28 protein-coding genes, 1 tRNA gene and 1 pseudogene are annotated in these 24705 nt (G+C 71.9%); 16 read left to right on the forward strand and 14 right to left on the reverse strand.

Annotation, left to right across the window (positions count from 1 at the left end):
* Nucleotides 1-8 precede the first annotated feature (8 nt).
* From IE124_RS09925 to IE124_RS09935, 3 genes and pseudogenes are all read left to right on the forward strand, one after another.
* Nucleotides 9-1232, forward strand: a complete 1224-nt coding sequence (locus IE124_RS09925) for an FAD-dependent monooxygenase (RefSeq protein WP_189506946.1) — start codon at nt 9-11, stop codon at nt 1230-1232.
* A 235-nt stretch (nt 1233-1467) separates the two neighbouring features.
* Nucleotides 1468-1686 (forward strand): annotated as a pseudogene (locus tag IE124_RS09930) (response regulator transcription factor); the annotation flags it as partial.
* A 13-nt stretch (nt 1687-1699) separates the two neighbouring features.
* Nucleotides 1700-2200 carry a hypothetical protein gene (locus tag IE124_RS09935; protein WP_189506948.1) on the forward strand — a complete coding sequence of 167 codons (501 nt, stop codon included), beginning with the start codon at nt 1700-1702 and terminating at the stop codon, nt 2198-2200.
* A 15-nt stretch (nt 2201-2215) separates the two neighbouring features.
* Here IE124_RS09935 and IE124_RS09940 read toward each other — a convergent pair whose 3' ends face one another.
* The gene (locus IE124_RS09940; RefSeq protein ID WP_189506950.1) at nt 2216-2884 is read right to left on the reverse strand and encodes a pentapeptide repeat-containing protein; all 669 of its coding nucleotides are present in this window, start codon (nt 2882-2884) and stop codon (nt 2216-2218) included.
* Nucleotides 2885-3154: 270 nt separating this feature from the next.
* Here IE124_RS09940 and IE124_RS09945 point away from each other — a divergent pair, with 270 nt between their 5' ends.
* Both IE124_RS09945 and IE124_RS09950 read left to right on the forward strand, forming a co-directional pair.
* The gene (locus tag IE124_RS09945) at nt 3155-4318 is read left to right on the forward strand and encodes an NAD(P)-binding protein (RefSeq protein WP_189507227.1); all 1164 of its coding nucleotides are present in this window, start codon (nt 3155-3157) and stop codon (nt 4316-4318) included.
* Between the two features lie 70 nt (nt 4319-4388).
* On the forward strand, nt 4389-5393 hold the full coding sequence (locus tag IE124_RS09950; RefSeq protein WP_189506952.1) for a zinc-binding dehydrogenase: 1005 nt from the start codon (nt 4389-4391) through the stop codon (nt 5391-5393).
* Between the two features lie 169 nt (nt 5394-5562).
* On the opposite strand, the gene IE124_RS09955 is transcribed toward IE124_RS09950, so the two are convergent.
* From IE124_RS09955 to IE124_RS09965, 3 genes are read right to left on the reverse strand one after another with little or no spacing between them, the layout of a single operon-like run.
* Nucleotides 5563-5895: a hypothetical protein gene (locus tag IE124_RS09955; RefSeq protein ID WP_189506954.1), complete on the reverse strand. Its 333-nt coding sequence runs from the start codon at nt 5893-5895 to the stop codon at nt 5563-5565.
* A 34-nt stretch (nt 5896-5929) separates the two neighbouring features.
* The gene (locus IE124_RS09960) at nt 5930-6412 is read right to left on the reverse strand and encodes a GNAT family N-acetyltransferase (RefSeq protein WP_189506956.1); all 483 of its coding nucleotides are present in this window, start codon (nt 6410-6412) and stop codon (nt 5930-5932) included.
* A gap of 19 nt (nt 6413-6431) precedes the next feature.
* Nucleotides 6432-7325 (reverse strand): aminoglycoside phosphotransferase family protein, encoded by an 894-nt coding sequence (locus IE124_RS09965; protein WP_189506958.1) that lies wholly within the window; start codon nt 7323-7325, stop codon nt 6432-6434.
* Between the two features lie 105 nt (nt 7326-7430).
* Between IE124_RS09965 and IE124_RS09970 the strand changes: the two genes are divergently transcribed.
* The gene (locus IE124_RS09970) at nt 7431-8822 is read left to right on the forward strand and encodes an NAD(P)/FAD-dependent oxidoreductase (protein ID WP_189506960.1); all 1392 of its coding nucleotides are present in this window, start codon (nt 7431-7433) and stop codon (nt 8820-8822) included.
* A 153-nt stretch (nt 8823-8975) separates the two neighbouring features.
* Nucleotides 8976-9458, forward strand: coding sequence for a DUF6023 family protein (locus IE124_RS09975; RefSeq protein WP_189506962.1), 483 nt, complete (start codon nt 8976-8978; stop codon nt 9456-9458).
* A gap of 42 nt (nt 9459-9500) precedes the next feature.
* On the opposite strand, the gene IE124_RS09980 is transcribed toward IE124_RS09975, so the two are convergent.
* Nucleotides 9501-11561 carry a restriction endonuclease gene (locus IE124_RS09980; RefSeq protein WP_189506964.1) on the reverse strand — a complete coding sequence of 687 codons (2061 nt, stop codon included), beginning with the start codon at nt 11559-11561 and terminating at the stop codon, nt 9501-9503.
* A gap of 246 nt (nt 11562-11807) precedes the next feature.
* Here IE124_RS09980 and IE124_RS09985 point away from each other — a divergent pair, with 246 nt between their 5' ends.
* Nucleotides 11808-12356, forward strand: coding sequence for an SMI1/KNR4 family protein (locus IE124_RS09985; RefSeq protein ID WP_189506966.1), 549 nt, complete (start codon nt 11808-11810; stop codon nt 12354-12356).
* 57 nt (nt 12357-12413) lie between these two features.
* On the opposite strand, the gene IE124_RS09990 is transcribed toward IE124_RS09985, so the two are convergent.
* The 5 genes from IE124_RS09990 to IE124_RS10010 all read right to left on the reverse strand — a co-directional run bounded on the left by IE124_RS09990 (nt 12414) and on the right by IE124_RS10010 (nt 15808).
* Entirely contained in the window at nt 12414-12923 is a 510-nt protein-coding gene (locus IE124_RS09990; RefSeq protein ID WP_189506968.1) for a hypothetical protein, read from the reverse strand.
* 398 nt (nt 12924-13321) lie between these two features.
* Nucleotides 13322-13431 (reverse strand) — tRNA-OTHER (locus IE124_RS09995).
* A gap of 264 nt (nt 13432-13695) precedes the next feature.
* The gene (gene trxB / locus IE124_RS10000; protein WP_189507228.1) at nt 13696-14694 is read right to left on the reverse strand and encodes a thioredoxin-disulfide reductase; all 999 of its coding nucleotides are present in this window, start codon (nt 14692-14694) and stop codon (nt 13696-13698) included.
* Between the two features lie 5 nt (nt 14695-14699).
* Nucleotides 14700-15119, reverse strand: coding sequence for an arsenate reductase ArsC (locus IE124_RS10005; RefSeq protein ID WP_189506970.1), 420 nt, complete (start codon nt 15117-15119; stop codon nt 14700-14702).
* Between the two features lie 50 nt (nt 15120-15169).
* Entirely contained in the window at nt 15170-15808 is a 639-nt protein-coding gene (locus tag IE124_RS10010) for an arsenate reductase ArsC (RefSeq protein ID WP_189506972.1), read from the reverse strand.
* 79 nt (nt 15809-15887) lie between these two features.
* Between IE124_RS10010 and IE124_RS10015 the strand changes: the two genes are divergently transcribed.
* The 6 genes from IE124_RS10015 to IE124_RS10040 all read left to right on the forward strand — a co-directional run bounded on the left by IE124_RS10015 (nt 15888) and on the right by IE124_RS10040 (nt 20634).
* On the forward strand, nt 15888-16196 hold the full coding sequence (locus tag IE124_RS10015; RefSeq protein WP_189506974.1) for an ArsR/SmtB family transcription factor: 309 nt from the start codon (nt 15888-15890) through the stop codon (nt 16194-16196).
* Entirely contained in the window at nt 16193-17278 is a 1086-nt protein-coding gene (gene arsB, locus IE124_RS10020; protein WP_189506976.1) for an ACR3 family arsenite efflux transporter, read from the forward strand. Before IE124_RS10015 ends, arsB begins: the two co-directional genes overlap by 4 nt.
* Nucleotides 17279-17356: 78 nt before the next feature.
* Entirely contained in the window at nt 17357-18415 is a 1059-nt protein-coding gene (locus IE124_RS10025; RefSeq protein ID WP_189506978.1) for an ArsO family NAD(P)H-dependent flavin-containing monooxygenase, read from the forward strand.
* 34 nt (nt 18416-18449) lie between these two features.
* A complete protein-coding gene (locus IE124_RS10030) occupies nt 18450-19241 on the forward strand; it encodes a MerR family transcriptional regulator (protein WP_189506980.1) in 792 nt (263 codons plus the stop codon).
* Nucleotides 19238-19573, forward strand: a complete 336-nt coding sequence (merT, locus tag IE124_RS10035) for a mercuric ion transporter MerT (protein WP_229832320.1) — start codon at nt 19238-19240, stop codon at nt 19571-19573. Before IE124_RS10030 ends, merT begins: the two co-directional genes overlap by 4 nt.
* Nucleotides 19574-19632: 59 nt before the next feature.
* Entirely contained in the window at nt 19633-20634 is a 1002-nt protein-coding gene (locus IE124_RS10040) for an arsenic resistance protein (protein WP_189506982.1), read from the forward strand.
* Here IE124_RS10040 and IE124_RS10045 read toward each other — a convergent pair.
* A complete protein-coding gene (locus IE124_RS10045) occupies nt 20621-21019 on the reverse strand; it encodes a heavy metal-responsive transcriptional regulator (RefSeq protein WP_189506984.1) in 399 nt (132 codons plus the stop codon). The two genes, IE124_RS10040 and IE124_RS10045, sit on opposite strands and share 14 nt — an antisense overlap.
* 85 nt (nt 21020-21104) lie before the next feature.
* Between IE124_RS10045 and IE124_RS10050 the strand changes: the two genes are divergently transcribed.
* Together IE124_RS10050 and IE124_RS10055 are read left to right on the forward strand one after the other, a co-directional pair.
* Nucleotides 21105-22085, forward strand: coding sequence for an alkylmercury lyase family protein (locus IE124_RS10050; protein WP_189506986.1), 981 nt, complete (start codon nt 21105-21107; stop codon nt 22083-22085).
* A gap of 75 nt (nt 22086-22160) precedes the next feature.
* Complete coding sequence (locus tag IE124_RS10055) at nt 22161-22709, forward strand: DinB family protein (RefSeq protein WP_229832322.1); 549 nt, start codon at nt 22161-22163, stop codon at nt 22707-22709.
* Here the strand turns inward: IE124_RS10055 and IE124_RS10060 are convergent.
* From IE124_RS10060 to IE124_RS10070, 3 genes are read right to left on the reverse strand one after another with little or no spacing between them, the layout of a single operon-like run.
* Nucleotides 22702-23187: a GNAT family N-acetyltransferase gene (locus IE124_RS10060; protein WP_189507231.1), complete on the reverse strand. Its 486-nt coding sequence runs from the start codon at nt 23185-23187 to the stop codon at nt 22702-22704. The genes IE124_RS10055 and IE124_RS10060 overlap by 8 nt on opposite strands.
* A gap of 11 nt (nt 23188-23198) precedes the next feature.
* Nucleotides 23199-23561, reverse strand: a complete 363-nt coding sequence (locus IE124_RS10065; protein ID WP_189506988.1) for an ArsR/SmtB family transcription factor — start codon at nt 23559-23561, stop codon at nt 23199-23201.
* Between the two features lie 46 nt (nt 23562-23607).
* On the reverse strand, nt 23608-24651 hold the full coding sequence (locus IE124_RS10070; protein ID WP_189506990.1) for a flavin-containing monooxygenase: 1044 nt from the start codon (nt 24649-24651) through the stop codon (nt 23608-23610).
* Nucleotides 24652-24705 lie beyond the last annotated feature (54 nt).

Here is a 24705-nt window from a genome sequence, read left to right on the forward strand (position 1 = left end):
GAGCGCACGTGAAGCTCGCCATCGTCGGCGGCGGCCCCGCCGGCCTCTACCTCTCGATCCTGCTGAAGCGGCAGGACCCGTCCCACGACATCACCGTGTACGAGCGGAACCCCGAGGGCTCCACGTACGGCTGGGGCGTCACCTACTGGGCCGGGCTCCTCGACAAGCTGCGCGCGGGCGACCCCGAGTCCGCCGCGGCCGTCGCCGAGGCCTCCGTTACCTGGAACGACGGCGTCGCGATCGTCCGCGACGAGCGGACCGTCCACCGCGGCGACGCCGGCTTCGGCATCGGGCGGCGGCGGATGCTCGCGCTCCTCGCCGACCGGGCCGAGGAGCTCGGCGTACGGGTCGACTTCGAGCACGACGTGACCGGCCCTGACGCGCCCGAACTCGCCGGCGCGGACCTGGTCGTCGCCGCCGACGGCGTCAACAGCGTGCTGCGCGAGGCGCACCCCGGCCACTTCGGCAGCGAGGTCACCGCCGGCCGCAACCAGTACATCTGGCTCGGCACCACCAAGGTCTTCGACTCCTTCAGCTTCGCCTTCAAGGAGACCGAGCACGGCTGGATCTGGTGCTACGCCTATGGGTTCAGCGGCGAGCGCTCCACCTGCGTCGTCGAGTGCTCCCCCGAGACCTGGACCGGCCTCGGCCTCGACACGAGCGGCGAGACCGACAGCCTGCGCCTCCTGGAGAAGCTCTTCCACGACCTCCTCGACGGCCACGAGCTGATCGGACGGGAGCGGTCCGACGACGCCGCCCAGTGGCTCACCTTCCGCACGCTCACCAACCGTGTCTGGCACCGGGGCAACGTGGTCCTCCTCGGCGACGCCGCCCACACCACGCACTACTCGATCGGCGCGGGCACCACCCTCGCCCTGGAGGACGCGCTCGCCCTCGCGGACGCCCTGCGCGCCCCCGAGGCGACACGCACCCCCGCCGGCCTCGACGCGGCCCTCACCACGTACGGCAAGCGGCGCCGCGCCGAGCTGGTCTCGGCCCAGAGCTCGGCCCGCTACAGCGCCCAGTGGTACGAGAACCTCCCCCGCTACATGCGCCTGGAGCCGGCCAAGATGTTCGCCCTCCTCGGCCAGCGCCACTCGCCGCTGCTCCCGCACGTCCCGCCGCAGCTGTACTACCGGATCGACCGGGCCGCCGAGCAGCTGGAACCCCTGCGCCGCCTCAAGCGCTGGCTGGGCCCGCGAGTGGCCCGGGCGGTCCACGGGCGCCGCTGAGCGGAGCCCGGATCGGCACGTCGCTCCGTCAGTCGCCTCCACGCGCCCTGCGGCAGCGCGTGCAGGACCGTCGCCGACCAGCGGCTGCGCCCGTCGACGAGCCCGGGCAGCGGGAGCAGCACGGAGTTCGCGGCCCGCCCGGAACCGGGCCGTCCCTAGGGGGTGTCGTCAAATTCCCGTCTGCCCCGCGGCCGCCCTTCGGGCGACGACGGGAATTTGACGACCCCCCTAGCCGGCGCCCCTCCCGCCGCACGCCCTCCCCCGGATCACCGCGCGGGAGCGCGAGGTGCTCACCCTCGTGGGCCGTGGACTGTCCGACGGCGAGATCGCGGAGCGGCTCCACATCACCGCGGCCACCGCGAGGGCGCACGTGGAGCGCCTCTTCACCAAGCTGGACGCACGCGACCGGGTGCAGCTGGTGATCCTCGCGTACGAGGCGGGCCTGGCGCCGTGACACCATCGGTCCCGTGCTCGACATCGGCTACTCCCTCTCGCGTCGCTTCCCCGACCCGCCGCAGACCGACTACCGCCACGCGGACGTCCACTCCCTGCGCCACGACCTCTTCTGCGGGGACGTCTACCTCGCCGACACCGAGGCGGACCGCGAGGTGTCCACAGCCTGGGGATGGGTGCCGGTCCTCGACTTCGCCTGGGCCCTGTGCGACATCGTCGAGCAGCTCGACCAGGACCCGCGCGGCAGCCGCGCCGCGCAGCCGCAGTACGCGGAGCTCGACTTCACCGAGTCCTCGGACCGGATGCTCTTCGAGCGCCGCTTCGGCTGGGTCGACGTCGAGGCCGACTGGATGCCGGGCGACGAGCCGCCCGTCACCTTCAACCACGCCGAACTGCGCCGCGAGGCCCGCGACTTCCTGCACGACCTGATCGCCGACCTCACCGACATGCACGAGGGCCTCGCCGACAACCCAGCCATCTGGTCCCTCCAGGCCCGCTTCCCCCGCATGGCCTGACACCGGCACGCCGGATCACCCCTCCACCCGCACCCCCAGACGCGCCGCGAGCACCGGCGCCAGGTCGAAGAGCTGGGCCGTCGAGATGACGGCCCCGGCCAGCGACTCCACCCCGCGCGCGATCTCCAGCCGCTGCACCCCGCGCAGGTCCACGTCCGTCAGCCGCGCCCCGGAGAAGTCCACCCCGGTCAGCACGCAGTCCACGAACTCGACCCGCTCCAGGACCGCGCCCCCGAAGTCCGGCTCGCTCAGCACACAGCCCTCGAAGACGACGTCCTTCAGCTTCGCCGCCCGCAGGTTCAGGTAGTCGCTCTTCCCGCCCCGCACCACGACTCTCTCCAGCACCGACCCGTGCAGCTGCGCCCCGCCGAGCCGCGCCTCCACGACCTCCACGTCCCGCAGCTGCGCCCCCGAGAGGTCGGTGCCCACTCCCCGTACGCCCGTCAGCACCGAGTCGAGGAACCGCGCCCCCGTGAGCCGCGCCTCGTCGAGCCCGCACTCGCGCAGCGCGCAGTCCAGGAACCGGGCCCCCGCCCCCGACTGGCCGGTCAGGTCGAGCCCGGCCAGTTCGAGCCCGTCGTAGTCCCCGTCCGCCTCGATCCCGCCCTCGTACGCCACCAGAGGAGGCAGCCTCACCTCCGGCCGCCGCGCCCCCGCCACCTTCTTCTTCCGTACCGTCGCCATGACCCCATGGTGATGTACGCCACTGACAACGCCCCCGATGTCACGAACGCGCGCCCGCCACCCGTCCCCCACACGAGACCGGAAACGGTGACCGGAGACGAGTACCGAGGACGGGGACCGAAGACGGGGACCGAGGACGGGGCCCGGCCACGGGACCCGGCCACGGGACCCGGCCACGGGACCCGACCACGGGACCCGACCACGGGACCCGACCACGGCACCGACCACGGCACCGACCACGGCACCGCCCACGAGGGAGACGAGACGGACATGCGCAAGCTCACCATCATCGGCGGCGGCTTCGCCGGGCTCACCGCGGCGATCACCGCCGCCGAGGCCGGCGCCAAGGTGACCCTGCACGAGGCCCACCGCACGCCCGGCGGCCGGGCCCGCACCGCCGAAGGCCCGTACCGCACCAACGAAGGCCCGCACGCCCTCTACGCCGGCGGCCCCCACTGGACCTGGCTGAAGCAGCGCGGCCTCCTCGGCCCGCTCGCCCCGCTCCCGCCCACCGAAGCCCTCCGGCTCCGCTTCCACCGCGACGACGCCCTGCGCCGCACCCCGCCGCTCGGCCTGCTGCGCCAGACCCTCCGCGGCGCCGGCGAGGCCCCCGTCGACCTGGACTTCCGCACCTGGGTCACCGGCCTCGCGGGCGAGCGGACCGCGCACGACGCCGCCGCCTACAGCGCGGTCGCCCTCTTCCACCACGACCCGGGCTCGCTCTCCGCCCGCTTCGTCCAGGAGCGTCTGCACCGGGCCGGCTCCCTGCCGCCCGAGGCCCACTACATCCGGGGCGGCTGGGGCCTGCTGATCGAGCGGATGGTCGCGCGCGCCTGGGAGATGGGCGTACGGATCGAGACCTCGTCCCGCGTCGACAGCCTGCCGCTCGGCGAGGGGCCCGTCGTCGTCGCCACCGCCCTGCCCGCCGCCGCCCGGCTCCTCGGCGACCCGTCGCTGACCTGGGACAGCGGCCGCACGGTCCTGCTCGACCTGGCGCTGCGGACCCGGAAGGGCGACCCGTTCGTCGTCTCGGACCTGGACGCGCCCGGCTGGGTCGAACGGTTCACGGCGCAGGACCCCTCGCTCGCCCCTGCCGGGCAGCAGCTCGTCCAGGCCCAGCTGCCCATCGGCCCCGACGGGTCCAAGGCCGAAGGCGTCGCCCACGGCGAGCGGCTCCTCGACCGCGCCTTCCCCGGCTGGCGCGAGCGGGAGGTGTGGCGCCGGGAGGCCGTGTCCCAGGGCCGTACGGGAGCGGTGGACCGGCCGGGCACCACCTGGCGCGACCGGCCCGCGGTCGACCGGGGCGACGGCGTGTACCTGGTGGGCGACCAGGTGGCGGCGCCCGGTGTGCTGTCGGAGGTGTCGTTCACGAGCGCGATCGAGGCGGTGTCGCTGGCCGTCCGCACGGAACTGCTTGACCTCAAGCGCACTTGAGGGCGAAGGCTCGGGAACTGTCACCGAGAGATCGCGCTGAAGTGTCAGCGAAGACGACAGGGGAACCGTCATGCACGCCATCCGCCTCCACGCCTTCGGCCCCGCCGAGAACCTCACCCACGAGGAGACGGCCGACCCCGTACCGGCCCCCGGCCAGGTCCGTATCCGCGTCGCGGCCGCCGGCGTGCACCTCCTCGACACCGCGCTGCGGCTCGGCCACACCGGCCCCTTCCCCGCCCCCGCCGAGCTCCCCACGATCCCCGGGCGCGAGGTCGCCGGCACCGTCGACGCGCTCGGCGAGGGCACCGACCCGTCCTGGCTCGGCAAGCGGGTCGTCGCCCACCTCGGCATGGCCCCCGGAGGATACGCGGAGCTCGCCGTCACCGACGCGGCCCGCCTGCACGCCCTCCCCGAGCACCTCGGCGAGGCGGAGGCCGTCGCCATGATCGGCACCGGCCGCACGACGCTGGGCATCCTCCAGTTCACCGACCTCGGCCCCGACTCGGTCGCGATCGTCCCGGCCGCCGCGGGCGGCATCGGCACCCTGCTCGTCCAGTACGCGAAGAACGCCGGCGCCACCGTCATCGGCCTCGCCGGCGGCCCCGCGAAGGTCTCGCTCGTCGAGGCGAACGGCGCCGATCTCGCCGTCGACTACAAGGAGCCGGACTGGCCGGAGAAGGTCCGCGCGCACCTCGACGAGCTCGGGCGCTCCGCGACCGTCGTCTTCGACTCGGTCGGCGGCGACACCGGCCGCGCCGCCGTCGGCCTGCTCGGCGAGGGCGGGCAGCACGTCGTCTTCGGCTGGTCCGGCGCGGGCCTGCACGACGGCGAGCCGCTGACGTTCACACCGGAGGAGCTCGCGGAGCGCGGCATCACCTCGGAGTCCGTCCTCGGCCCCGTCATGATCCAGAAGGCGGGCGGCGACGTACGCAACCTCGAACTCGCCGCGCTCGCCGCCGCGACCGACGGCACGCTCCGCCCGGCGGTCCACCGCTTCCCGCTGGCGAAGGCGGCGGAGGCCCACCGCGCCCTGGAGACGAGGGGCACGACGGGCAAGGTGGTCCTGATCCCGTAGCGGGGGTCCCGCCCCGGGGTGCTGATCCCGTAGCGGGGGTCCCGCCCCGGGGTGCTGATCCCGTAGCGCGCGTCCCGCCCGGGGTGTCGGGCCCGGGCCCTGATCCCGTTGCGGGCATCCCACCCCGGGCCCTGACCCCTGACAGGCGGCGTCCCGCCCCGCAGAGGCCTCAGACCCCGATGACGTCCCAGGAGTGCGCCTTGAACTCCTTCTGGAAGTCGGCGTGGTCCTCCCACATCCGGGCGGCGGAGCGCAGCACGTCCCAGTTGTGTTCGAGGGCCTGGTCGACCACGGGCCGCAGCTCCGGCGCCGACTCCCGCTTCTCCACGAGGCCCTTGACGGCCGAGGCGGCCTGCACGGTGTAGCGCAGGGCGCGCAGCGCGCGGGACGTGTCGTCCATCCCGAAGCCGTGGTCCTTCCCGTTCGCGGGGTCGAAGAGGGGCGTCAACCGCGCCTCGATGAAGTCGGTGATCGCCTGGAACCGCTGCTCGATGTCGTTCATGCCCCCCTTCCTACAGCACGTCCCGCGGCGCTCCCTACGGCGCTCCCGCCCCGCCCAGCTCCGCCAACGCCCCGTCCGTGAGGCGGTAGACCGTCCACTCGTCCTGCGGGCGGGCGCCCAGGGACTCGTAGAAGTCGATCGACGGCTTGTTCCAGTTGAGGACGGACCACTCCAGCCGCTCGTAGCCGCGGTCCACGCAGATCCGGGCCAGCTCGGCCAGCAGGGCCTTGCCGTGACCGCCGCCGCGGACCTCCGGGCGGACGTACAGGTCCTCCAGGTAGATGCCGTGGACCCCGCGCCAGGTCGAGAAGTTGAGGAACCAGATCGAGAAGCCGACGGCCTCGCCGGACTCCGTCTCGGCGATGTGGGCGAAGGCGGCGGGGTGGTCGCCGAAGAGGGCTTCCCGGAGCTGCTCCGGGGTCGCGCGGACCTCGTGGAGGGACTTCTCGTACTCCGCGAGGTCGCGGATCATGGCGAAGATGGCAGGGACGTCTGCGGGCGTGGCGGTACGGATCATGGGGCCAGCCTGCCCCGGATCACGCCCTTCCGGCCAGCAGGATTCGCGCGAGCGCGACCTGCTCCTCGTCCAGGCCGGGCTCGCCGTCCTCGACGTCCCAGAGACCGTTCTGCAGGACGCGGCCGAGGGTCCACGCCGCGGCCCGTCGCCGGTCGCCGACGACCTCGGCCAGCAGGTCGAACCGCCACAGCAGCTCGTCGGGATCGGGATCGAAGCGGTCCGTCAGAGCGGGCAGCAGATCGAACCCCGGATCTCCGGCGAGCGGCTTCGGGTCGATGGAGAGCCAGGGCTCGCGCTCGGCCGCGAGGACGTTGTCCAGGTGGAGGTCCCAGTGGAGGAGCCGGTCCCCCGGCTCGCCCGCCACGTCCCGTACGGCCGCCGCGCAGTCCCGCAGGACCGCCGCGTCGGCGGCACCGAGCCGGGCTGCCGCCTCCGGTACGTCGCGGAGCATCCCGGCGGCGATGTCGCCGAGCGTCCGCAGCCCGGCGGGGGCCGGGTGGGCCACGAGCCGGGCGAGGAGCTCCGCCACGATCCGCAGCGCCTCCCTGGTGTCGGCGACCGAGGACAGGGGCCGGGCGGCGTCGAGCCACTCCAGGAGCATGGTCCCGGTGCCGGCGTCATGATCGAGCAGCCGGACCGCACCCGCCCCGTCCCACACCCGCAGCCCGACGGGCTCGCCCTCGGTCTCGTCGTCGAGGATCTGCATCTTCAGCACGGCGCGGGCGCCGTCGGCGACCCGCTCGACGGGCAGCACGAGCGAGGCCACGCCGTACATCGAGGGCCCGGTGACCTTCAGCCCCCATCTGCCGAGGAACTCCTCGGCCCGCGCGGGCAGCCCGGCGATGAACGCCCGCCCCGCCTCTCCGTTGTACTTGGCCTGGGACAGCGCGAGTTCCTCGGGTACGTGGATCACGTACCCGAGCCTAGGGGGTGTCGGGAATCCCTCGCCGAAAGACCCGTATCCACAGGCCCAAGGCCCCGGTAACGTCCCGCCCACGCACGCGGAAGAGGGATACACATGAGTACGGTCAACGGCGGCATCTCGTTCTGGTACGGGCAGGAGGGCGCCCCCGCGCCCCGCGAGCCGCTCCCCGGCGACACGACGGCCGACGTCTGCATCGTCGGCGGCGGCTACACCGGCCTGTGGACCGCCTACTACCTCAAGAAGGCCGTCCCCTTCCTCAACATCACCGTCCTCGAGGCGAAGTTCTGCGGCTACGGCGCCTCCGGGCGCAACGGCGGCTGGCTCTACAACGGCATCGCCGGGCGCGCCCGCTACGCCAAGCTCCACGGCCACGAGGCCGCCGTCCGCCTCCAGCAGGCGATGAACGCCACCGTCGAGGAGGTCCTCGACGTCTGCGAGACGGAGAAGATCGAGGCGGACCAGCACCGCGGAGGCGTCCTCGAAGTGGCCCTCTCCCCCGCGCAGCTGTCCCGTCTGAAGGACTTCCACGCGACCGAGGCGGCCTTCGGCGAGACCGACCGCGAGCTCTACGGCGCCCGCGAGACGGCCGACCGCATCCGCGTCACCGGCGCCGTCGGCTCGTCCTGGACGCCGCACGGCGCGCGCCTGCACCCGATGAAGCTGGTCAAGGGCCTCGCGGCGGCCGTCGAGGCCCTCGGCGTCACGATCCACGAGTCGACCCCGGTCACGGAGATCAGGCCGAAGCACGCGATCACCCCGTACGGCACGGTCCGCGCCCCGTACGTCCTGCGCTGCACCGAGGGCTTCACGGCCTCCCTCGCCGGCCAGCGCCGCACCTGGCTGCCGATGAACTCCTCGATGATCGCCACCGAACCGCTTAGCGACGCCCAGTGGGAGTCCATCGGCTGGGCGGGCCGCGAGACCCTCGGCGACATGGCGCACGCCTACATGTACGCGCAGCGCACGGCGGACGGCCGGATCGCGCTGGGCGGCCGGGGAGTCCCGTACCGCTACGGCTCGAAGACCGACAACGACGGCCGCACCCAGCCGCAGACGATCGAGGCGCTCCGCGAGATCCTGGTCCGCTTCTTCCCGCAGCTGGCGGGGGTACGGGTGGACCACGCCTGGTCCGGCGTCCTGGGCGTCCCCCGCGACTGGTGCGCGACGGTGACCCTCGACCGCTCCACGGGCCTCGGCTGGGCGGGCGGCTACGTCGGCTCGGGCGTCGCCACGGCCAACCTGGCGGCCCGCACCCTCCGCGACCTGATCCAGCAGGACTCGGGCCAGTCGGGCCCCACGGACCTCACGGCGCTGCCCTGGGTGAACCACAAGGTCCGCAAGTGGGAACCGGAACCGCTGCGCTGGCTCGCGGTCCAGACGATGTACGCGGCCTTCCGCGGCGCGGACCGCCGCGAACTCACCGGCCACAGCGCGGAGACGGACCGGGTGGCGACGCTGGCGGACAAGGTGGCGGGCCGGCACTGACGCGACGACCGCCGGGCGGGCGGGAACACGCCCCACCCGCCCGGCAGTCCTTCTCCCTGTTCCTCAATTCCTCCTCAGATGACCACCGTTGCCCCGCGCGCCCGGTTACGTTCCCCCGTGGAACCACCCACTGACCACGGGGGAGAAAAACACGTGCCGAAGCACCACAGGCCACGGACCGCCGCCCTGATCCTGATATGCCTCGCGGTAACCGGCTGCACCACCAGTGCGGACCCGAAGCCGTCGGCCACCCCGCCACCGACGACCACGACACCGTCACCTCAGGGAGAGTCCGAGGAAGCCCAGGGCAAGCGCGCCAAGGCCGCACTGGGGCAGCGCTCACTGGGCGAGCTGGAACCGGACTTCGTGGAATCGGGACTGGAGCGGGTCCAGGACGGCGTACACAACCTCTCCCCCGTCAAGAAGGGCAAGGCCTACAAGCTCTCCGTGGCCTGTGTCGGCAAGGGCACCGTCAAGGTCGCCGTCGCGGACGGGGACCCCGAGCCGGTGCCGTGCGACGGAGTACGCGCGACCCGGAACGTCGAGAACGCCCCGGCACACCTGCCGATCGACGTCGAGGCGACACCGGGAGCCACGGGCATGGTGGCATGGCAGCTCACCTCCATCCCTTCCTGACGGCCCCCGGCACCGAGGTGACGCGCGAGGTCGGCCTTCCGGTCAGTCCACCTGAATGCCGAAGTCCCCCACCAGCTCCTCGAGACCGCCCCGGTACCCCTTCCCCCCGAGAACGAAGTCCCAGTTGCCGCCGGCGCGCCGCCGGAACGACCCGAGGACGAGCGCGGTCTCGCCGGGCCGCCCGTCGGACACCTCAAGGCGGTCGAGCTCGGTCCCGGCGTCGTCCCGCAGCCGGATGCCCGCGTCGCTGAACCCGCGCAGGTCCGCGTCCGGGTTCACCTCGGGGTCCACCGCCGCCACGAGCACGAGCCGATCGGCCCGGGCCGGCAGGGCGTCGAAGCCGACGCGGACGGCGGCGCGGTCCCCGGAGGTGGACGCCACCATGACGACCGAACCGTCCGGTGTGGAGTGGTTGTTGAAGAAGACGAACCACTCGTCGCCGAGGACCCGGCTGCCCGAGCACACCAGCGCGCACACGTCCAGGGCGACCGACCCGGACCACACCATGCCGAGCAGGTTGAAGTCCTCGGCGGCCTCGGCCGGCGCGGCCGCGGCGGCCGGTTCGACGGGGACGGGCGCCGGCGCCGTACCCGGCCCCAGTCGCCCCCGCAGGCCGTGCTGGTGGAGGAGGTCGACGAGCTCGGTCCCCGAGATCAAGGTCAGCGGCTTGCCGTTGGCGAAGGTGTAGGAGCCGGGCCCGAACTTCGAGGTCGTGACGAGCACGCCCTTGTTGGCCCCGGCGTCCTGGACGGTCCCGTAGAGGTCGCGGACGGCGGTGGGCGGCACGGTGTTCCGGTACCGCTTCACCTGTACGACGATCGACCCTCCGCTGATCGGGTCCGAATCCAGCGCTTCGACGTCCACGCCGCCGTCGTTCGAGCGGCGCGTGGTGACGGCCTGGAGCCCCCGGGCGCGGAAGAGTTCGGCGACCAGGCCTTCGAAGGCGATGGGGTCCATGGCGAGCAGATCGGGCTCCTCGCCGTCCCCCTGCACCACCACCTCGGAACCCACCTGGTCGGGCGTCCGGAGCGGCGCCACGGAGATCCGTTCCTCGGGCTTCGCCGAAAGCCGGCCGGCCAGGGCTCCGGTCAGGCACTCGACGGCCCCGACCAACTCCAGGTTCAGCCGGTCGAAGTCCCGCCGTCCGACGACGACGGAGGCGACACACACCCTCCCGGCGAGGCCGGTCGCAGGATCGACCCCGCCCACGTACCCGTTGAGCGCGACGCTCTCCAAGGCCCCGGCACGGTCCGCCGCGAACAGCTCGCGCACGGCGAGCAGGACGCTCTGGGCGAGGACGTCACGGTAGAGGGCCCGCCGCTGGGTCACCGGCCGCGGGACCTCCTTGTCCTGGTCCGTGCTCGGCAGGTACTTGATGCCCTTGGCGGCGGGCACGACCTCGTACCCGGGCAGGTCCCAGTCCAGGACGAACGTCCGCCCGGCACGGTCGTACGCGGCGGCCACCTCCCGCGGAAAGCCCTCCGGCCAAGCGGTCGAAGCGAAGAGCACGGCCGAGAAGTACTCGACGACCGTGTCCGGCTCCCCCGCCCGCAACGCGTCGGCGGCCCCGCCGAGCCCGTCGTTGTGCCGCCGGATCTCGGCGAGCCGACCCGCCGCCCACAGGTCGTACTCCCGCCGGTAGGCGGCCAGTTGTTCAAGACGCCGGGCATCGGCGGCCTGCGCCGCGTACCAGTCCCGCTCGAACCGGGCCCGCCCGCCGCGCTCCTGGTAGTACCGCTGGTCCGGCATCGCCACGGGAACCCCCAACGGCCCCGGCGCGAACGGCTCCACCTCCTCGGCCTGCCGCAGCGTGTCGACGCTGAAAGCCCGCGCCCGGCACCCCTCGGCGAGCAGCCCTTCGAGGACGGCGACCCGCGCGTCCAGCTCACGGGTCCGCCGCAGGGCGTCGTCGTCCCGATGCCTCCGATAGGCGGCCTTCTGCTCCTTCTGCACCCGGGCGACGTCCCGCTCGTACGCCCGCTGCACCCCTTCGGCGTCCCGCTGCTGCCGCAGCACCGCCTGCTGCTGCCCCTCCCGCTGCCGCTGCGCAATCCGCTGCTGCTCGGCCCAGATCCCGATCAGCCCACCGGAACGCCGACCCATCCGCGCACCCCTCCCCGAAACACCCCACGCCACCTGTACGCCCCCGTAACCCCCAAGTGTCCCGGACGAAAGCACCCCAGGACCACCGAACGCCGCACCGCCCGAGACCATTTGCGCGCCAACGCGGCCAGGTCGCGGCGGGTCGTACGACGCCGCCGGTCCCGAGTGGGCGCCCGCGGGCAATGTCGTCGGGCTCGAACTGCCGGACGGCTCTCCCTGTCGTAGGCACCTGACAGGATCACGAACGTGACAGCCATCGAAGATCTCGTTCACCGCGTGGCGGCGAAGGCCAGGGCCACCACAACGACGCTGCCTCCCACCGCGAGCGCCGAAGAGGTGGCTTCGGCAGAGGCAGCCCTCGGCTTCCCGCTCCCGCCCTTGCTGGCGAGCCTGTACCGGGAGGTGGCCAACGGCGGCTACGGCCCCGACTACCAGCTTCTTCCGCTGGTCGGACCGGGACGCACGGCGCTGAGCGAGTACCAGTCCGAACGCTCCGCCTCGGCCAGGGACAAGACACCGTGCTGGCCGGCAGGCGTCCTGCCGATCCTCGACTGGGGCTGCGCGATGTACGCCGCGGTCGACTGCCTCAGCGAAACCGCCACGGTGCTCCTCTTCGAGCCGAACGCCATCGACGAGGACGGCGCCACCGCTTGGTTCGTCGACGCCGAGAGCCTGGCCGGATGGCTCGAAACCTGGCTCACCGGAACAGGGTGGTACCGGGAGGACGCCCATGAGCACGACGACGTGGCGCAGCCGACGCCATGGCAGCATGCTGCCGCCCGGATCGCGGGGTGACGCCGAAGACCCCCGCATGACATGGAGGCCACAGGACAGCGGGGTGGCGACAGCGGGTCAGCACCAGGCGAATCCGTCATGGCTGGCCGTGATGTCCAGGCCGTAGTTTCCGTCGCTGTCGCCGAGATCGCTGGGGAACCACACAGAGAGGTGGGCGGTGGTGCCCGCGACGGGCTTCACGAAACAGAGCGATGAGGTGTCGACCGCGAGGCTGTCGGGCGCCGGGGCCGGCGAAGGATCGGCGCTCGCGAGTCGCCAGCCGTCTTCCGCGGCGACCTGGCGGTAGAAGGACAGCACGTCGGCCCGGGATGTCGAGTACTGGTAGTACTGCCCGGCGTAGGCGAAGCCGTCATCCTCGTCGCATCCGGAGTAGCGATCGTCCTGCGTCTGTGTCCGTTTCGGGTGCGCGTCGAGGATGGACAGGGACGCCAGGGTCGGCGCGAGTTCCTGGTCGGCTCGGGTACAGCCGTAGAGCCCACCCGACAGCGCCCACACCCCCGTTGCCGCGAGGACGGCCATCCCGCCCGCGCCGACGAGAACCGGCACGGCCACTCTCCTCAACTTCATGGCGCGGAGCGTAGCCCAGGAGATCAGCGAGGCAGGGCGGCGCCCAGGAATCAACGGGCGCTCACACGCGGGGCCGTTGTCAGTGCCGGCCTCTATGGTCGGCAACGCGCGGTCGGCTTCCGGGGGTTCCAGCCCTGAAGGGAATGGTTGCATCCCCGACCTGTCCGGGGGCGGCCCGGAGACTCGTCCGGGACCTAACCGACGGTCGGGCTTCGTCGATGGCCAGGAGAGACCTGCCAGCGCCGACCGCGCACCACCCCTTGCGACGGGCACCACCCGATCCGCCCGAGCAGCGCCCAGCCCGCGAGGCAGAGCCTTCCGGCACGCAGGCGGCACGACCATGATCACGCGAAAGGGCCGACGCCGGGAAACACACCCGACGCCGACCCTCTGCCTAGAGCCCCCTGTCGGGTTCGAACCGACGACCCCCGCTTTACAAGTCCTGGACGGAGTCGGGTGGGTGGTGCCGGGCGGTGTTGAACCGTCCGGCACCGCCAGGTCAGAGGGCCTGTGCGGTGCCGCGCGATCCGGACGGGAACCGACTGTGCCGGTACGTCCGCTCACGCATCGCTCACGCATTGAGGCGGGAAGCGTCTACGTCGACGCGTTCACGATCCGCATCGCTGTGCCCGCTTGGCGTCGTTGCCGCCGGGAAGCGGGTTGGTGGGGCCAGATCCTGCCCGTCAGGTCCGCCAACGCGACGGACAGGATCTGGGGTTCATGAGAGAGACCGCTGGCGAGGGCACCGCCGGAGCCGGTCTCTGCGGCTGGCTCAGACCGTGGCCGGGACGCTTTCCGGGGTCTTGGCGCTGTCTGCGAGGGCGGCAAGAAAACGCTCCGTGTCCAGAGCGGCCTGGCAGCCACTGGCGGCGGCGGTGATGGCCTGGCGGTATGTGTGGTCGACGACGTCGCCGGCTGCGAAGACGCCGGGGAGGTTCGTACGGGTGGAGGGCGCCTCGACCTTGATGTAGCCCTCGTCGTCCAGGTCGACCTGGTCGGTGAAGAGCTCGGTGCGCGGGTCGTGGCCGATGGCGATGAACAGGCCGGTGACCGCTAGGTCGCGGGTCTTGCCGGTAAAGGTGTCGCGCAGGGTGACGCCGGCGAGCATGCCGTTGTCAGCCTTGATCTCGGCGATCTCGCTGTCGAAGGCGAAGGAGATCTTGTCGTCGGCGAAGGCGCGGTTCTGCATGGCCTTCGAGGCGCGCAGGGTCGAGCGGCGGTGCACCACGGTCACGGAGCGGGCGAAGCGGGTGAGGAAGGTGGCTTCCTCCATGGCGGTGTCGCCGCCGCCGACCACGACGATGTCGCGGTCGCGGAAGAAGAAGCCGTCGCAGGTGGCGCACCAGGAGACGCCGCGGCCCGAGAGCTCGTCCTCATTCGGGAGGCCGAGCTTGCGGTAGCCGGAGCCGGTCGCGATGATCACGGCCTTGGCACGGTGGACGGTGCCTTCGGAGTCGGTGACTTCCTTGATGTCTCCCGTCAGGTCGACGGAGATGACGTCGTCGTCGACCATCTCGGCACCGAAGCGCTCGGCCTGGGCCCGCATGTTGTCCATGAGGTCGGGGCCGTCGATGCCGGTGGGGAAGCCGGGGAAGTTCTCGACCTCGGTCGTGGTGGTGAGGGAACCGCCGACGAAGATCGAGCTGCCGAAGAGCAGGGGCCTGAGCTGGGCGCGTGCCGTGTAGAGGGCGGCGGTGTATCCGGCGGGGCCGGAGCCTATGACGATGACCTCCCGGACGTCGTCACCGGTGGTCGCGGTCGGGTCGGTCACTGAGGTCACGCCTCCTGCTTCGCGTCGATCTCGGCGATGAGGCCCTCGATCAGAACCTTGATCTCGTCGCGGATCGGGCGGACGGCCTCGACACCCTGGCCGGCCGGGTCCTCCAGGGCCCAGTCGAGGTACTTCTTGCCCGGGAAGATCGGGCACGCGTCGCCGCAGCCCATGGTGATGACGTAGTCCGACGCCTGCACGGCCTCGGTCGTGAGGACCTTCGGCTTCTGGTCGGAGATGTCGACGCCGACCTCCCGCATCGCCTCGACCGCGGCCGGGTTGACCTGGTCGCCCGGGATCGAGCCGGCGGAGCGGACCTCGATCCGGTCTCCGGCGAGGTGGTTGAGGAATCCGGCGGCCATCTGGGAGCGGCCCGCGTTGTGGACGCAGACGAAGAGCACGGAGGCGAGCGGAGCGGTGGTCATCGGTTCTTCCTTCGGGCAGGGGCGGAGCGTGATGCGGGTACGGGGGAGCTTCAGATGCCGGGCAGGCTGTCCAGCAGGGCGGTGATCCGGGCGTCGATGGCGTCCCGGATGGAGCGCACGACCGCGATCGGGGCGCCATCGGGATCGGGGACGGGCCAGTCCAGGTACCGGTGACCGGGGACCACGGGGCAGGCGTCGCCGCAGCCCATGGTGATCACGGTGTCGGCGCCCTGGACGACCTCGTCGGTCAACGGCTTCGGGTAGGCGTCGTCGAGTGCGACCCCGGCTTCGGTGAGGGCCTGGACCACGTGCGGGTCGACGGCGCCTGCCGGGTGGGTACCGGCCGAGGAGACGGTCACGATGTCACCGGCCCGGTGGGCCAGCAGGGCTGCGGCCATCTGGGAGCGGCCTGCGTTGTGGCTGCACACGAAGAGCACCCGCGGCCGGCCACCACTGGCGACGGGGTTCTCGACGTGGGCGAGTGCGTCCAGGCGTTCCGCTGCGAACCGCTCGGCCAGCACCACTAGGTGGGTGCGGACCTGCGCGTTCGCGGCGAGCTGCTTGTAGGAGTCGGCAACCAGGCGTTGCACCGTCTCCACCGCGCAGCGGCCCTGGTGGCGCACGGCGAGGCGGGCGACACCCGCCGCCAGGCGTTCGTCGGGAAGGACCGGCTGCGAGGACGCGGCCATCACGGGAACCCCTTTCAGCGAACTCGAACAGATCAGCCCCAGCTGGTATCAGCAGCAGGTGATGTGACAGTATCAGTCCATGATGACGTCAGTCGACACTGACCTGATCCGGGTTCTGGCCGATCCCCTCAGGCTTCAGATCGTGACCCTGCTCGCCCGCGAGACGCTGTGCACCTCTCACCTCGTGGAGGAGACGGGCGCCAAGCAGACCAACCTCTCCAACCACCTGAAGGTGCTGCGCGAGGCGGGTGTCGTGGAGACCGAGCCCTGCGGCCGGTTCACCTACTACCGCCTGAAGCCGGACGTCATCGAAGCCCTGGCCGGCCAGTTCGCCGCCCTTGCCGCCACCGCCCGCGATTCCGCCGACTCCAAGAGGGCCTGCCCGTGACCCCCACCACCCCCGCGACCACCGCCCCGGACACGTCCGTGGTCGCGAAGCTGTCGACGCTCGACCGCTTCCTCGCCGTCTGGATCCTCCTGGCCATGGGCCTCGGGCTCGGGCTCGGACGGCTGATCCCCGGCCTGAACGACGCGCTCGCCAAGGTCGAGATCGGCGGCATCTCCCTGCCGATCGCGGTCGGCCTGCTGATCATGATGTACCCGGTGCTGGCCAAAGTCCGCTACGACAAGCTCGACGCCGTCACCGGCGACAAGAAGCTCATGGTCTCCTCGCTGGTGATCAACTGGGTCCTCGGCCCGGCGCTCATGTTCGCGCTGGCGTGGATCTTCCTGCCGGACCTGCCCGAGTACCGAACCGGCCTGATCATCGTGGGCCTGGCCCGCTGCATCGCCATGGTCATCATCTGGAACGACCTCGCCTGCGGCGACCGCGAGGCCGCCGCCGTCCTCGTCGCCCTGAACTCCGTCTTCCAGGTCATCGCCTTCGGACTCCTGGGCTGGTTCTACCTCGACCTGCTGCCCGGATGGCTCGGCCTCGGCGAGGGCGAGACGCTCGACATCTCCATGTGGAAAATCGCCCTCAACGTCGTCATCTTCCTCGGCATCCCGCTCGTCGCCGGCTTCCTCACCCGCCGCATCGGCGAGAAGAAGATGGGCCGCGAGTCCTACGAGCAGAAGTTCCTGCCCAAGATCGGCCCCTGGGCCCTCTACGGCCTGCTCTTCACGATCGTCATCCTCTTCGCGCTGCAGGGTAAGACCATCACCTCGCAGCCCCTGGACGTCGCCCGCATCGCGCTGCCGCTCCTCGTCTACTTCGCGGTGATGTGGTTCGGCACGTTCCTGCTCGGCAAGGCGATCGGCCTGAACTACGACCGCACGGCGACCCTGGCGTTCACGGCGGCGGGCAACAACTTCGAGCTCGCCATCGCGGTCGCCATCGCCACCTTCGGCGTCACCTCCGGCCAGGCCCTGTCCGGCGTCGTCGGCCCGCTCATCGAGGTCCCCGTCCTGGTCGCGCTCGTCTATGTGTCGCTGGCCTGGCGCAAGAAGTTCGCCCCCGCTCAGCAGTAGCAGCCCACCCGCGTCATCATCCGGTGTCCCGCCCCTGGACGGGGCGGGACACCGCTGCCGAGAGAGGAAGGCCAGGGCATGCACGAGACCGTGGACGTGGTCGTCATCGGCGGCGGACAGGCAGGACTCGCCGCCGGCTACCACCTACGCCGCGCGGGCCTCGACTTCATCATCCTCGACGGCCAGGACAGCCCGGGCGGTGCGTGGCAGCACACCTGGGACTCCCTCCACCTCTTCTCCCCGGCCGCCTACTCCTCCCTGCCCGGCCGCCTCATGCCCCCGCAGCCGGGTGAGACCTACCCGGACGCGGCCCACGTCGTCTCGTACCTCACCGAATACGAGCAGCGGTACGAACTCCCCGTCGTCCGACCGGTCAGGGTCGAAGCGGTCCACCGTGACGGCGAGTTCCTGCACGTGGAGGCGGACACAGCCACCTGGCGCGCCCGTACGGTGGTCAGCGCGACCGGCACCTGGTGGCGCCCGTTCATCCCCGCGATCCCGGGCCGGGCGGAGTTCCGGGGCGCGCAGCTCCATACCGTCGAGTACCGCCGGCCTGCCGACTTCGCCGGACAACGAGTCGTGGTCGTCGGCGGCGGGAACTCCGGAGCGCAGATCGCCGCCGACCTCGCGTACGACGCCGAGCTGACCTGGGTCACCCTCCGCGAACCGCGCTACCTTGCCGACGACATCGACGGCCGCGCCCTCTTCGACCACGCCACCGCCCGCCGCCGCGCCCTCGACGACGGCCGTACGGACACGGGTGGCGTCGCCTCGCTGGGCGACATCGTCGCCGTACCGCCCGTGCGCGAGGCCCGCGACGCCGGACGCCTCAAGGCCCAGCCGATGTTCGCCCGCCTGACGGCGACGGGCGTGGAGTGGGCCGACGGCAACCGCGCCGACGCCGACGCGATCATCTGGTGCACCGGTTTCCGTCCCGCCCTCTCCCACCTGGCCCCGCTCGGCCTGCGCGGACCTCGCGGCCACATCCCCACCGCGGGGACCCAGGCCCTCGGCGAGCCCCGCCTGCACCTCCTCGGCTACGGCGACTGGACCGGCCCGGCCTCCGCCACCCTCATCGGCGTCGGCCGCCCCGCACGTGACGCGGCCCGTGAGATCTCGGAGCTGCTGGGGGCTTGACCTTCAAGTCGACTTGAAGGTTTACGTTCGAGGCATGAGCACTCTGCGGATCTCCCAGCTGGCCGAACGCTCCGGCGTTCGCCCCTCCACGCTGCGGTTCTACGAGTCGGCCGGGCTGTTGCCGGCCGAGCGCACCGCGGCCGGCTACCGCCTCTACGACGAGGGGTCGGTGGAGCGCCTGGCCTTCATCTCCTCCGCCAAACTGCTGGGGCTCGCGCTGGAGGACATTCGCGACCTCCTCGACGTGCGGGACGAGGGAGTGTGCGCGGCGGTGCGGGCCCGGATGGTGCCGATGGTCGCCGACCGGATCGCGGACGCGGACCGGCGAGCGGCCGAGCTGGCGGCGTTCTCCGCCCACCTGGCCGGGGTGCACGAGCAGCTGGCCGGTCCGGCTCCGGCGGGCGCCTGCGGCCCGGACTGCGGCTGCACCAGCGAGAGCAGCGTGCCGGGCCCCGTCCTGATCGAACTGTCGCCGACCCGTCCACCGGTCCCGGACTCCGTACCCTCTGAGGCCGGGGAGCCGTGGCGCGAGACGCCGGTGGCATGCACCCTGAACGGCGACGAGCTGGGGGAGCGCACCGCGCAGTTGCAGGACCTCGTCGCCCGGGCCACCACACGCGAAGAGGTCTCGGACGGGGTGCGCCTAACCTTCCCCGGAACCCCTGAGCTGGCCGCCGAGGTCGCTTCGCTGGCTGCGGCCGAACAGGGATGCTGCGCCTTCTTCGACTTCACCCTGCACCTGACCCCCTCCTCACTGGAACTGACCGTGCGCGCCCCCGAGGCCGCCGGATCCCTGCTGGCCGACCTCTTCGGAGCCGCCTCGTGACCACCTCGTACCCCTCTGGGAAGTCGTCCTCCGGGAAGCCTTCCTCCGGCAAGTCCGTGCTCGGTGCCGGCCTGCTCGCTGTGGCCGCCTGCGCAGTGTGCTGCGCGGGGCCCCTCCTGGCCGTGCTGGGCAGCCTTGGTGTCGCGTCCGCCATCGGCGCGCTCTGGGCACCGGTGCTCGCCGTCCTCGCGGTCGCCGCCGTCGTGGCGGCCGTGTGGGTGCACCGGCGCAGGAAGCGGAGGTCCGCCTGCCATGCCGGGCCTGCCAGCGTCGATGTGGGCATGCCCACCCGCATCCCGCCCGGCACCGGCTCAGACCGCTTGCCACAATGAACCACGCCCACCAGGGCGCAACCACGCAGGTCAGCACAGCCAGAGGGAACGGGTCGGACATGGTGTCGCAGGAACCGCGCGGTCTGTTCGAGCGGATGGAAGACCACCAGGTCGCGATCTACCTCGCCGCCATGGCCCTCGGCGGCCTCCTCGGCTGGGCGGCGCCCGGCGCCGGCCCCGCCCTGGAGCACGCCATCAACCCCGTCCTCGGCGCGCTGCTGTTCGTCACCTTCCTCCAGGTCCCGGCCGCCGATCTACTCCGTTCGCTGCGTGACGGCCGGTTCCTGTCCGCCGCGATGGCCGTGAACTTCGGCGTCGTACCGCTCGTCGTGGCGGCCCTGTTCACGTTCCTGCCCGCCGACCAGGCGGTCCGGATCGGCGTCCTGCTGGTCCTGCTGTGCCCGTGCGTGGACTACGTGATCGTCTTCAGCGGCCTGGCCGGCGGAGACAGCCGCCGCCTGCTGGCCGCCACGCCGCTCCTGCTCGTCGCACAGATGCTGCTCCTACCCGGCTTCCTCTACCTGTTCATGGGCCCGGAACTCGGCGACATCGTCGAGGCGGGCCCCTTCCTCGAAGCCTTCCTCTTCCTGATCGTCATCCCGCTCGCTCTGGCCTGGGCTCTGCAGGCGTGGGCCGCGCGCCGTCCGGCCGGCCAGAAGGTCTCCGACGCTGCGACCACCACGATGGTGCCGCTGATGGCCGCCACATTGGTCACGGTTGTCGCCTCCCAGATCCCCAAGCTGGACGGCCGTCTCGGCGACGTGGCGGCCGTCGTCCCCGTGTACGCCGTCTTCCTGATCGTCATGGCCTTCGCCGGGCGTCTGGTGGCCCGTCTCTTCCGGCTCGACGTCCCTGCCTCCCGGGCCGTCGTCTTCACCGGCGCGACACGCAATTCCCTCGTCGTCCTGCCCCTCGCCCTGGCCCTGCCCGACGATCTGGCCGTGGCCGCGGTCGTCGTGGTCACCCAGACGCTCGTCGAGGTCATCGGCATGGTCGCCTACGTACGCCTCGTTCCGCGCCTCGTCCCGGACCGGGACCGGACGCCGGTCAGGGCCGGCTGAGGATGGTGCAGATCTCGCCCTCGGAACACGAGTCGGGATCGGTCACCGCAGCCCGCCGAGCCAGCTCCTGAAGCTCCGTACGAGCCTCGCGCAGTTCGGTCATGCGCCGGTCGATCTCCGCCAGATGCTGGTCGATGAGCCTACCGACCCGGGCACACGGCGCTTGCCCACTGTCCCGCAGGGTGAGTACGGAGCGGATCTCGGCGAGCGTCAGCCCGGCGGCCTGGGCATCGCGGATGAAGCCGAGCCGGGCGAGCGTCTGCTGCGGATAGTCGCGGTAGCCGCCTGAGGTACGCGGAGGCGCGGGCAGAAGTCCGGCCTGCTCGTAGAACCTGATCGTCTTGGCGGTCAGCCCGCCCGCCGCCGCCAGCTCGCCGATACGCATACCTCCACGCTAACGCCTTGACCTTCCAGCGCACTGGAAGGTCTACGGTCGAAGCGACAGGCCAGTGACCGGGAGGACGGCGGACATGCGGATCACGATTCTGACGGTGCCGGACTGCCCGAACGCACCGGTCGTACGCGAGCGGATCACGGCCGCGCTCGACGGCCGGAGCGCCGAGGTGGAGCTCATCGAGGTACGCGAGGACGCCGAAGCCGCCCGCTGGGGGATGACAGGATCGCCGACAGTGCTCCTCGACGGCGCCGACCCATTCGCTGTACCCGGCGCCCCGACGAGCGTGTCCTGCCGCCTCTACCGCGATGCGGACGGCCGCGCGGACGGGGCGCCCAGCGTCCAGTCCCTGCGCCAGGCGTTGTCTGGCACGACTCCTGCCCCAGCCACGGAGGAACTGGAGTGCTGCGAGGCGGACCTGCTGGATCCGATCGGCCGGGCCGGCCGCGGCCGACGTGCCCCGGCCGAACGCGGACTGCGCGCCGTCCACCAGGCGGTACTGCGGCACTTCGCCACCCACGGCACGGCACCGCGGCCGGCCGCGCTGGAATCCGCGGCCGCCCTCGCGGGCCGCACCGCCACCGACGTACTGGCGGAGCTGGACCGTGAGGACTTCCTGGCCCTCGACGAAGAGGGGCGGATCCGGGCGGCCTACCCGTTCTCGGCGGTCGAGACCCCGCACCGGGTCCGGCTGGCGAGTGGAGTGGAAGCGTGGTCGATGTGTGCCGTCGACGCCCTCGGCATCAGCGCCATGCTCGACGGCCAGGACATACGAATCTCCTCCTCCGACCCTGTCAGCGGCGAGCCGGTGACCGTCACCTTCGCCGATGGCAACCCGCTGTGGGAGCCGGTGGACGCGGTCGTCTTCATCGGTCGCCGCGAAGGCAGCGGGCCCGCTGCCACGGTGTGCTGTGACGCGCTGAACTTCTTCACCGGCCGCGCCACGGCCGAGCGGTGGCAGCGAGAGAACTCCGAGGTCGGCGGTCAGATCGTCAGCCAGGACCGTGCTGTGCAGATCGGGCAGCAGACCTTCGGCCCGCTGCTCCAGAACGACTGACACACGGCGGCATTCGGTGAGAGACCGCTCCCCAGCGGGCATCATCCAAGCCCGGGCGACGAGAGCGGGCAGGCCATGACGAACGATGACCCCATGGACCGGCAGGCCGTGCACGACGACTACGAGCGCGCCCGGCAGACCTTTCGCCAGCTCCTCGACACGGCCTCGAAGGACGACCTGGCCCGGCCCACTCGTGGCACCAAGTGGACCAATGAGCAGCTGCTGTGGCACATGCTCTTCGGTTACATGGTCGTCCGGGCGCTGCTGATCCTGGTCCGCACATTCGGCCGGCTCCCGCGCAGGGTGAGCAAGGTGTTCGCGCGGGTGCTGGACGCTGCCACCGTGCCGTTCGATCTGGTCAACTACCTAGGTCCGTGCGGGGCGGTGAAGGTGTACGGGCCGCGCCGCATGGCCGCAACCTTCGACCGGGTCACCAGGACCCTGGAGCGCAGGCTGGCCGAGGAATCCGAAGCCGGTCTGGCACGCGGCATGCACTACCCCGTCCGCTGGGACCCCTTCTTCCAGGACTACATGACCCTCGCGGACATCTACCGCTACCCGACCCGGCACTTCGACTTCCACCACCGCCAACTCACCCTCGGCGACGGGAAAGCGTTCAGCTGATCGCCGGGCTGCGACGCTCCAGCAGGACCACGTCGCGCCAGCGGCCGTGGTGGCGGCCAATGCGCTCACGCGTCCCGATGACCCGGAAGCCGGCCCGTTCGTGGACGGCGAGGCTGGCGGCGTTCTCGGGGAAGACGCCGGACTGGATCGTCCAGATCCCCGCCGCCTCCGTGGAGTCGACGAGCGCCTTCAGGAGCGCGGAGGCGACGCCCCGGCCCCGGGCGTCCGGGTGGACGTACACCGAGTGCTCGACGACGCCGGCGTACGCGCACCGGTCCGAGACCTTGGTGGCGGCGACCCAGCCGAGCACCCGGCCCTCCTCGTCGAGCGCGGCGAAACGGTGCTCGGCCAGCTTGGCCGTATCGAACTGCTCCCAGGCCGGGGCGGTGGTCTCGAAGGTGGCGTTGCCCTCGTCGATCCCTGCCTGGTAGATCGCGATGACCTCGTCAGCGTGTGCGGCGGTGAGCGGCACCACCATGGCGGCGGCGGTCACGCGGCGGCGGCCTTGGTCAGCAGCTGCCCCATCGCCGCCAGGACGGCCGGCTCGACTCGGTAGTAGACCCAGGTGCCACGCCGCTCGGAGGAGAGCAACCCGGCTTCCTTGAGCTTCTTCAGGTGGTGGGAGACGGTCGGCTGCGAGACGCCGACGTCGGAGATGTCGCAGACGCACGCCTCGCCACCCTCGTGCGAGACGACGGCCGAGAACAGCCGCAGCCGGACCGGATCGCCCAGGGCCTTGAACATGACGGCGGTCCGTTCTGCCTCCTCCGCCGTCAGAGGACGCTCGGTCAGCGGCGGGCAGCACGGCTGGACGACGGGCTCCAGCAGCGGCAGCGTTCTCATATTCGACATGTGTCTATGTTGACACATGTCGAACCAGAGGGGCAGGCGCGCAGGGTCACGAGCGGCGCAGTTGCCCGGCCAGCCGCCGTGCGGCGCGGCCGACCCCGCGGAGGGAGGCGGAGGACAGGCTCCGCTGCCACTCCAGCCCGAGGTGGGCGAGGCGGGGGTGTGCGAGTGAGGCGCCGTCGCGTTGGCGTGGCCGGCCGTCCTCGCCGAGGGCGTCAAGCGGGGCGAGGTAGTCAAGGTCGGGTCGATAGCCGGTGGCCAGGACGATCGCGTCCACGCCCTCCTTCGTTCCGTCGGCCCAGGTGACCGTCGGGCCGTCGACGTCCGTGAACATCGGGCGGCGGTCCGGCGCCTGCGCGGCCAGGGCGGCCCGGTATCGGCCGTCGTCGATGACCGCCATCGTGGCCAGCCTGCGCTGGAAGCGGGCGAGCGGCGCCGAGTCCAATCCGGTGGCGTTCAGCCAGAAGTGAAGGTCCCGCCCGAGCGGTCGCTGCGGGAACCACCGCACCGGTGCGCGACTGGCCAGGCTCACCCGGGCGACCCGCGCGAGCTCGGCGGCCACCTGCACCGCCGAGTTCCCCGCGCCGACGACCACAACGCGCTGCCCCGAGAACGGCTCCGGCCTGCGGTACTCCGAGACGTGCAGCACCATGCCAGTGAAGGTGTCGAGCCCGGGCAGGGCGGGCCGGTTCGGCCGGCCGAAACCGCCGGTGGCCGTGACGACCGCCCGCGCCCCGAGCTGCCGCCCGTCCACCGTCCGCAGCGTGAATCCCTCCCCGTCCGCACGTACGGAGGAGATCTGCCGGCCGGTACGGATGTCCGCGTCCAGGCGCTCGGCGTACCGGAGCAGGTAGGCCACCACCTCGTCCCGGTGCGGATACCGGTCGGGATCCCCGCCGAACGGCAGGCCCGGCAGCGAGCTGTACCGGGCCGGAGAGAACAGGGTGAGGCTGTCGTAGTACCGCGGCCACGACCCCGCCGCCTGCCCCGACGCCTCCAGCACCACAGGCGTCAGGCCCTCCCGGCACAGGTGGTACGCCGCGGCCAGGCCCGACTGGCCGCCGCCGATCACGGCGACGTCGACGTGCTCCATGAACAACCTCCATTTTGATGAATGTCTATGTTGACGCTCATCGAATCAGGTGCC

Source organism: Streptomyces narbonensis (assembly GCF_014649015.1).
Taxonomy (GTDB): Bacteria; Actinomycetota; Actinomycetes; order Streptomycetales; family Streptomycetaceae; genus Streptomyces; species Streptomyces narbonensis.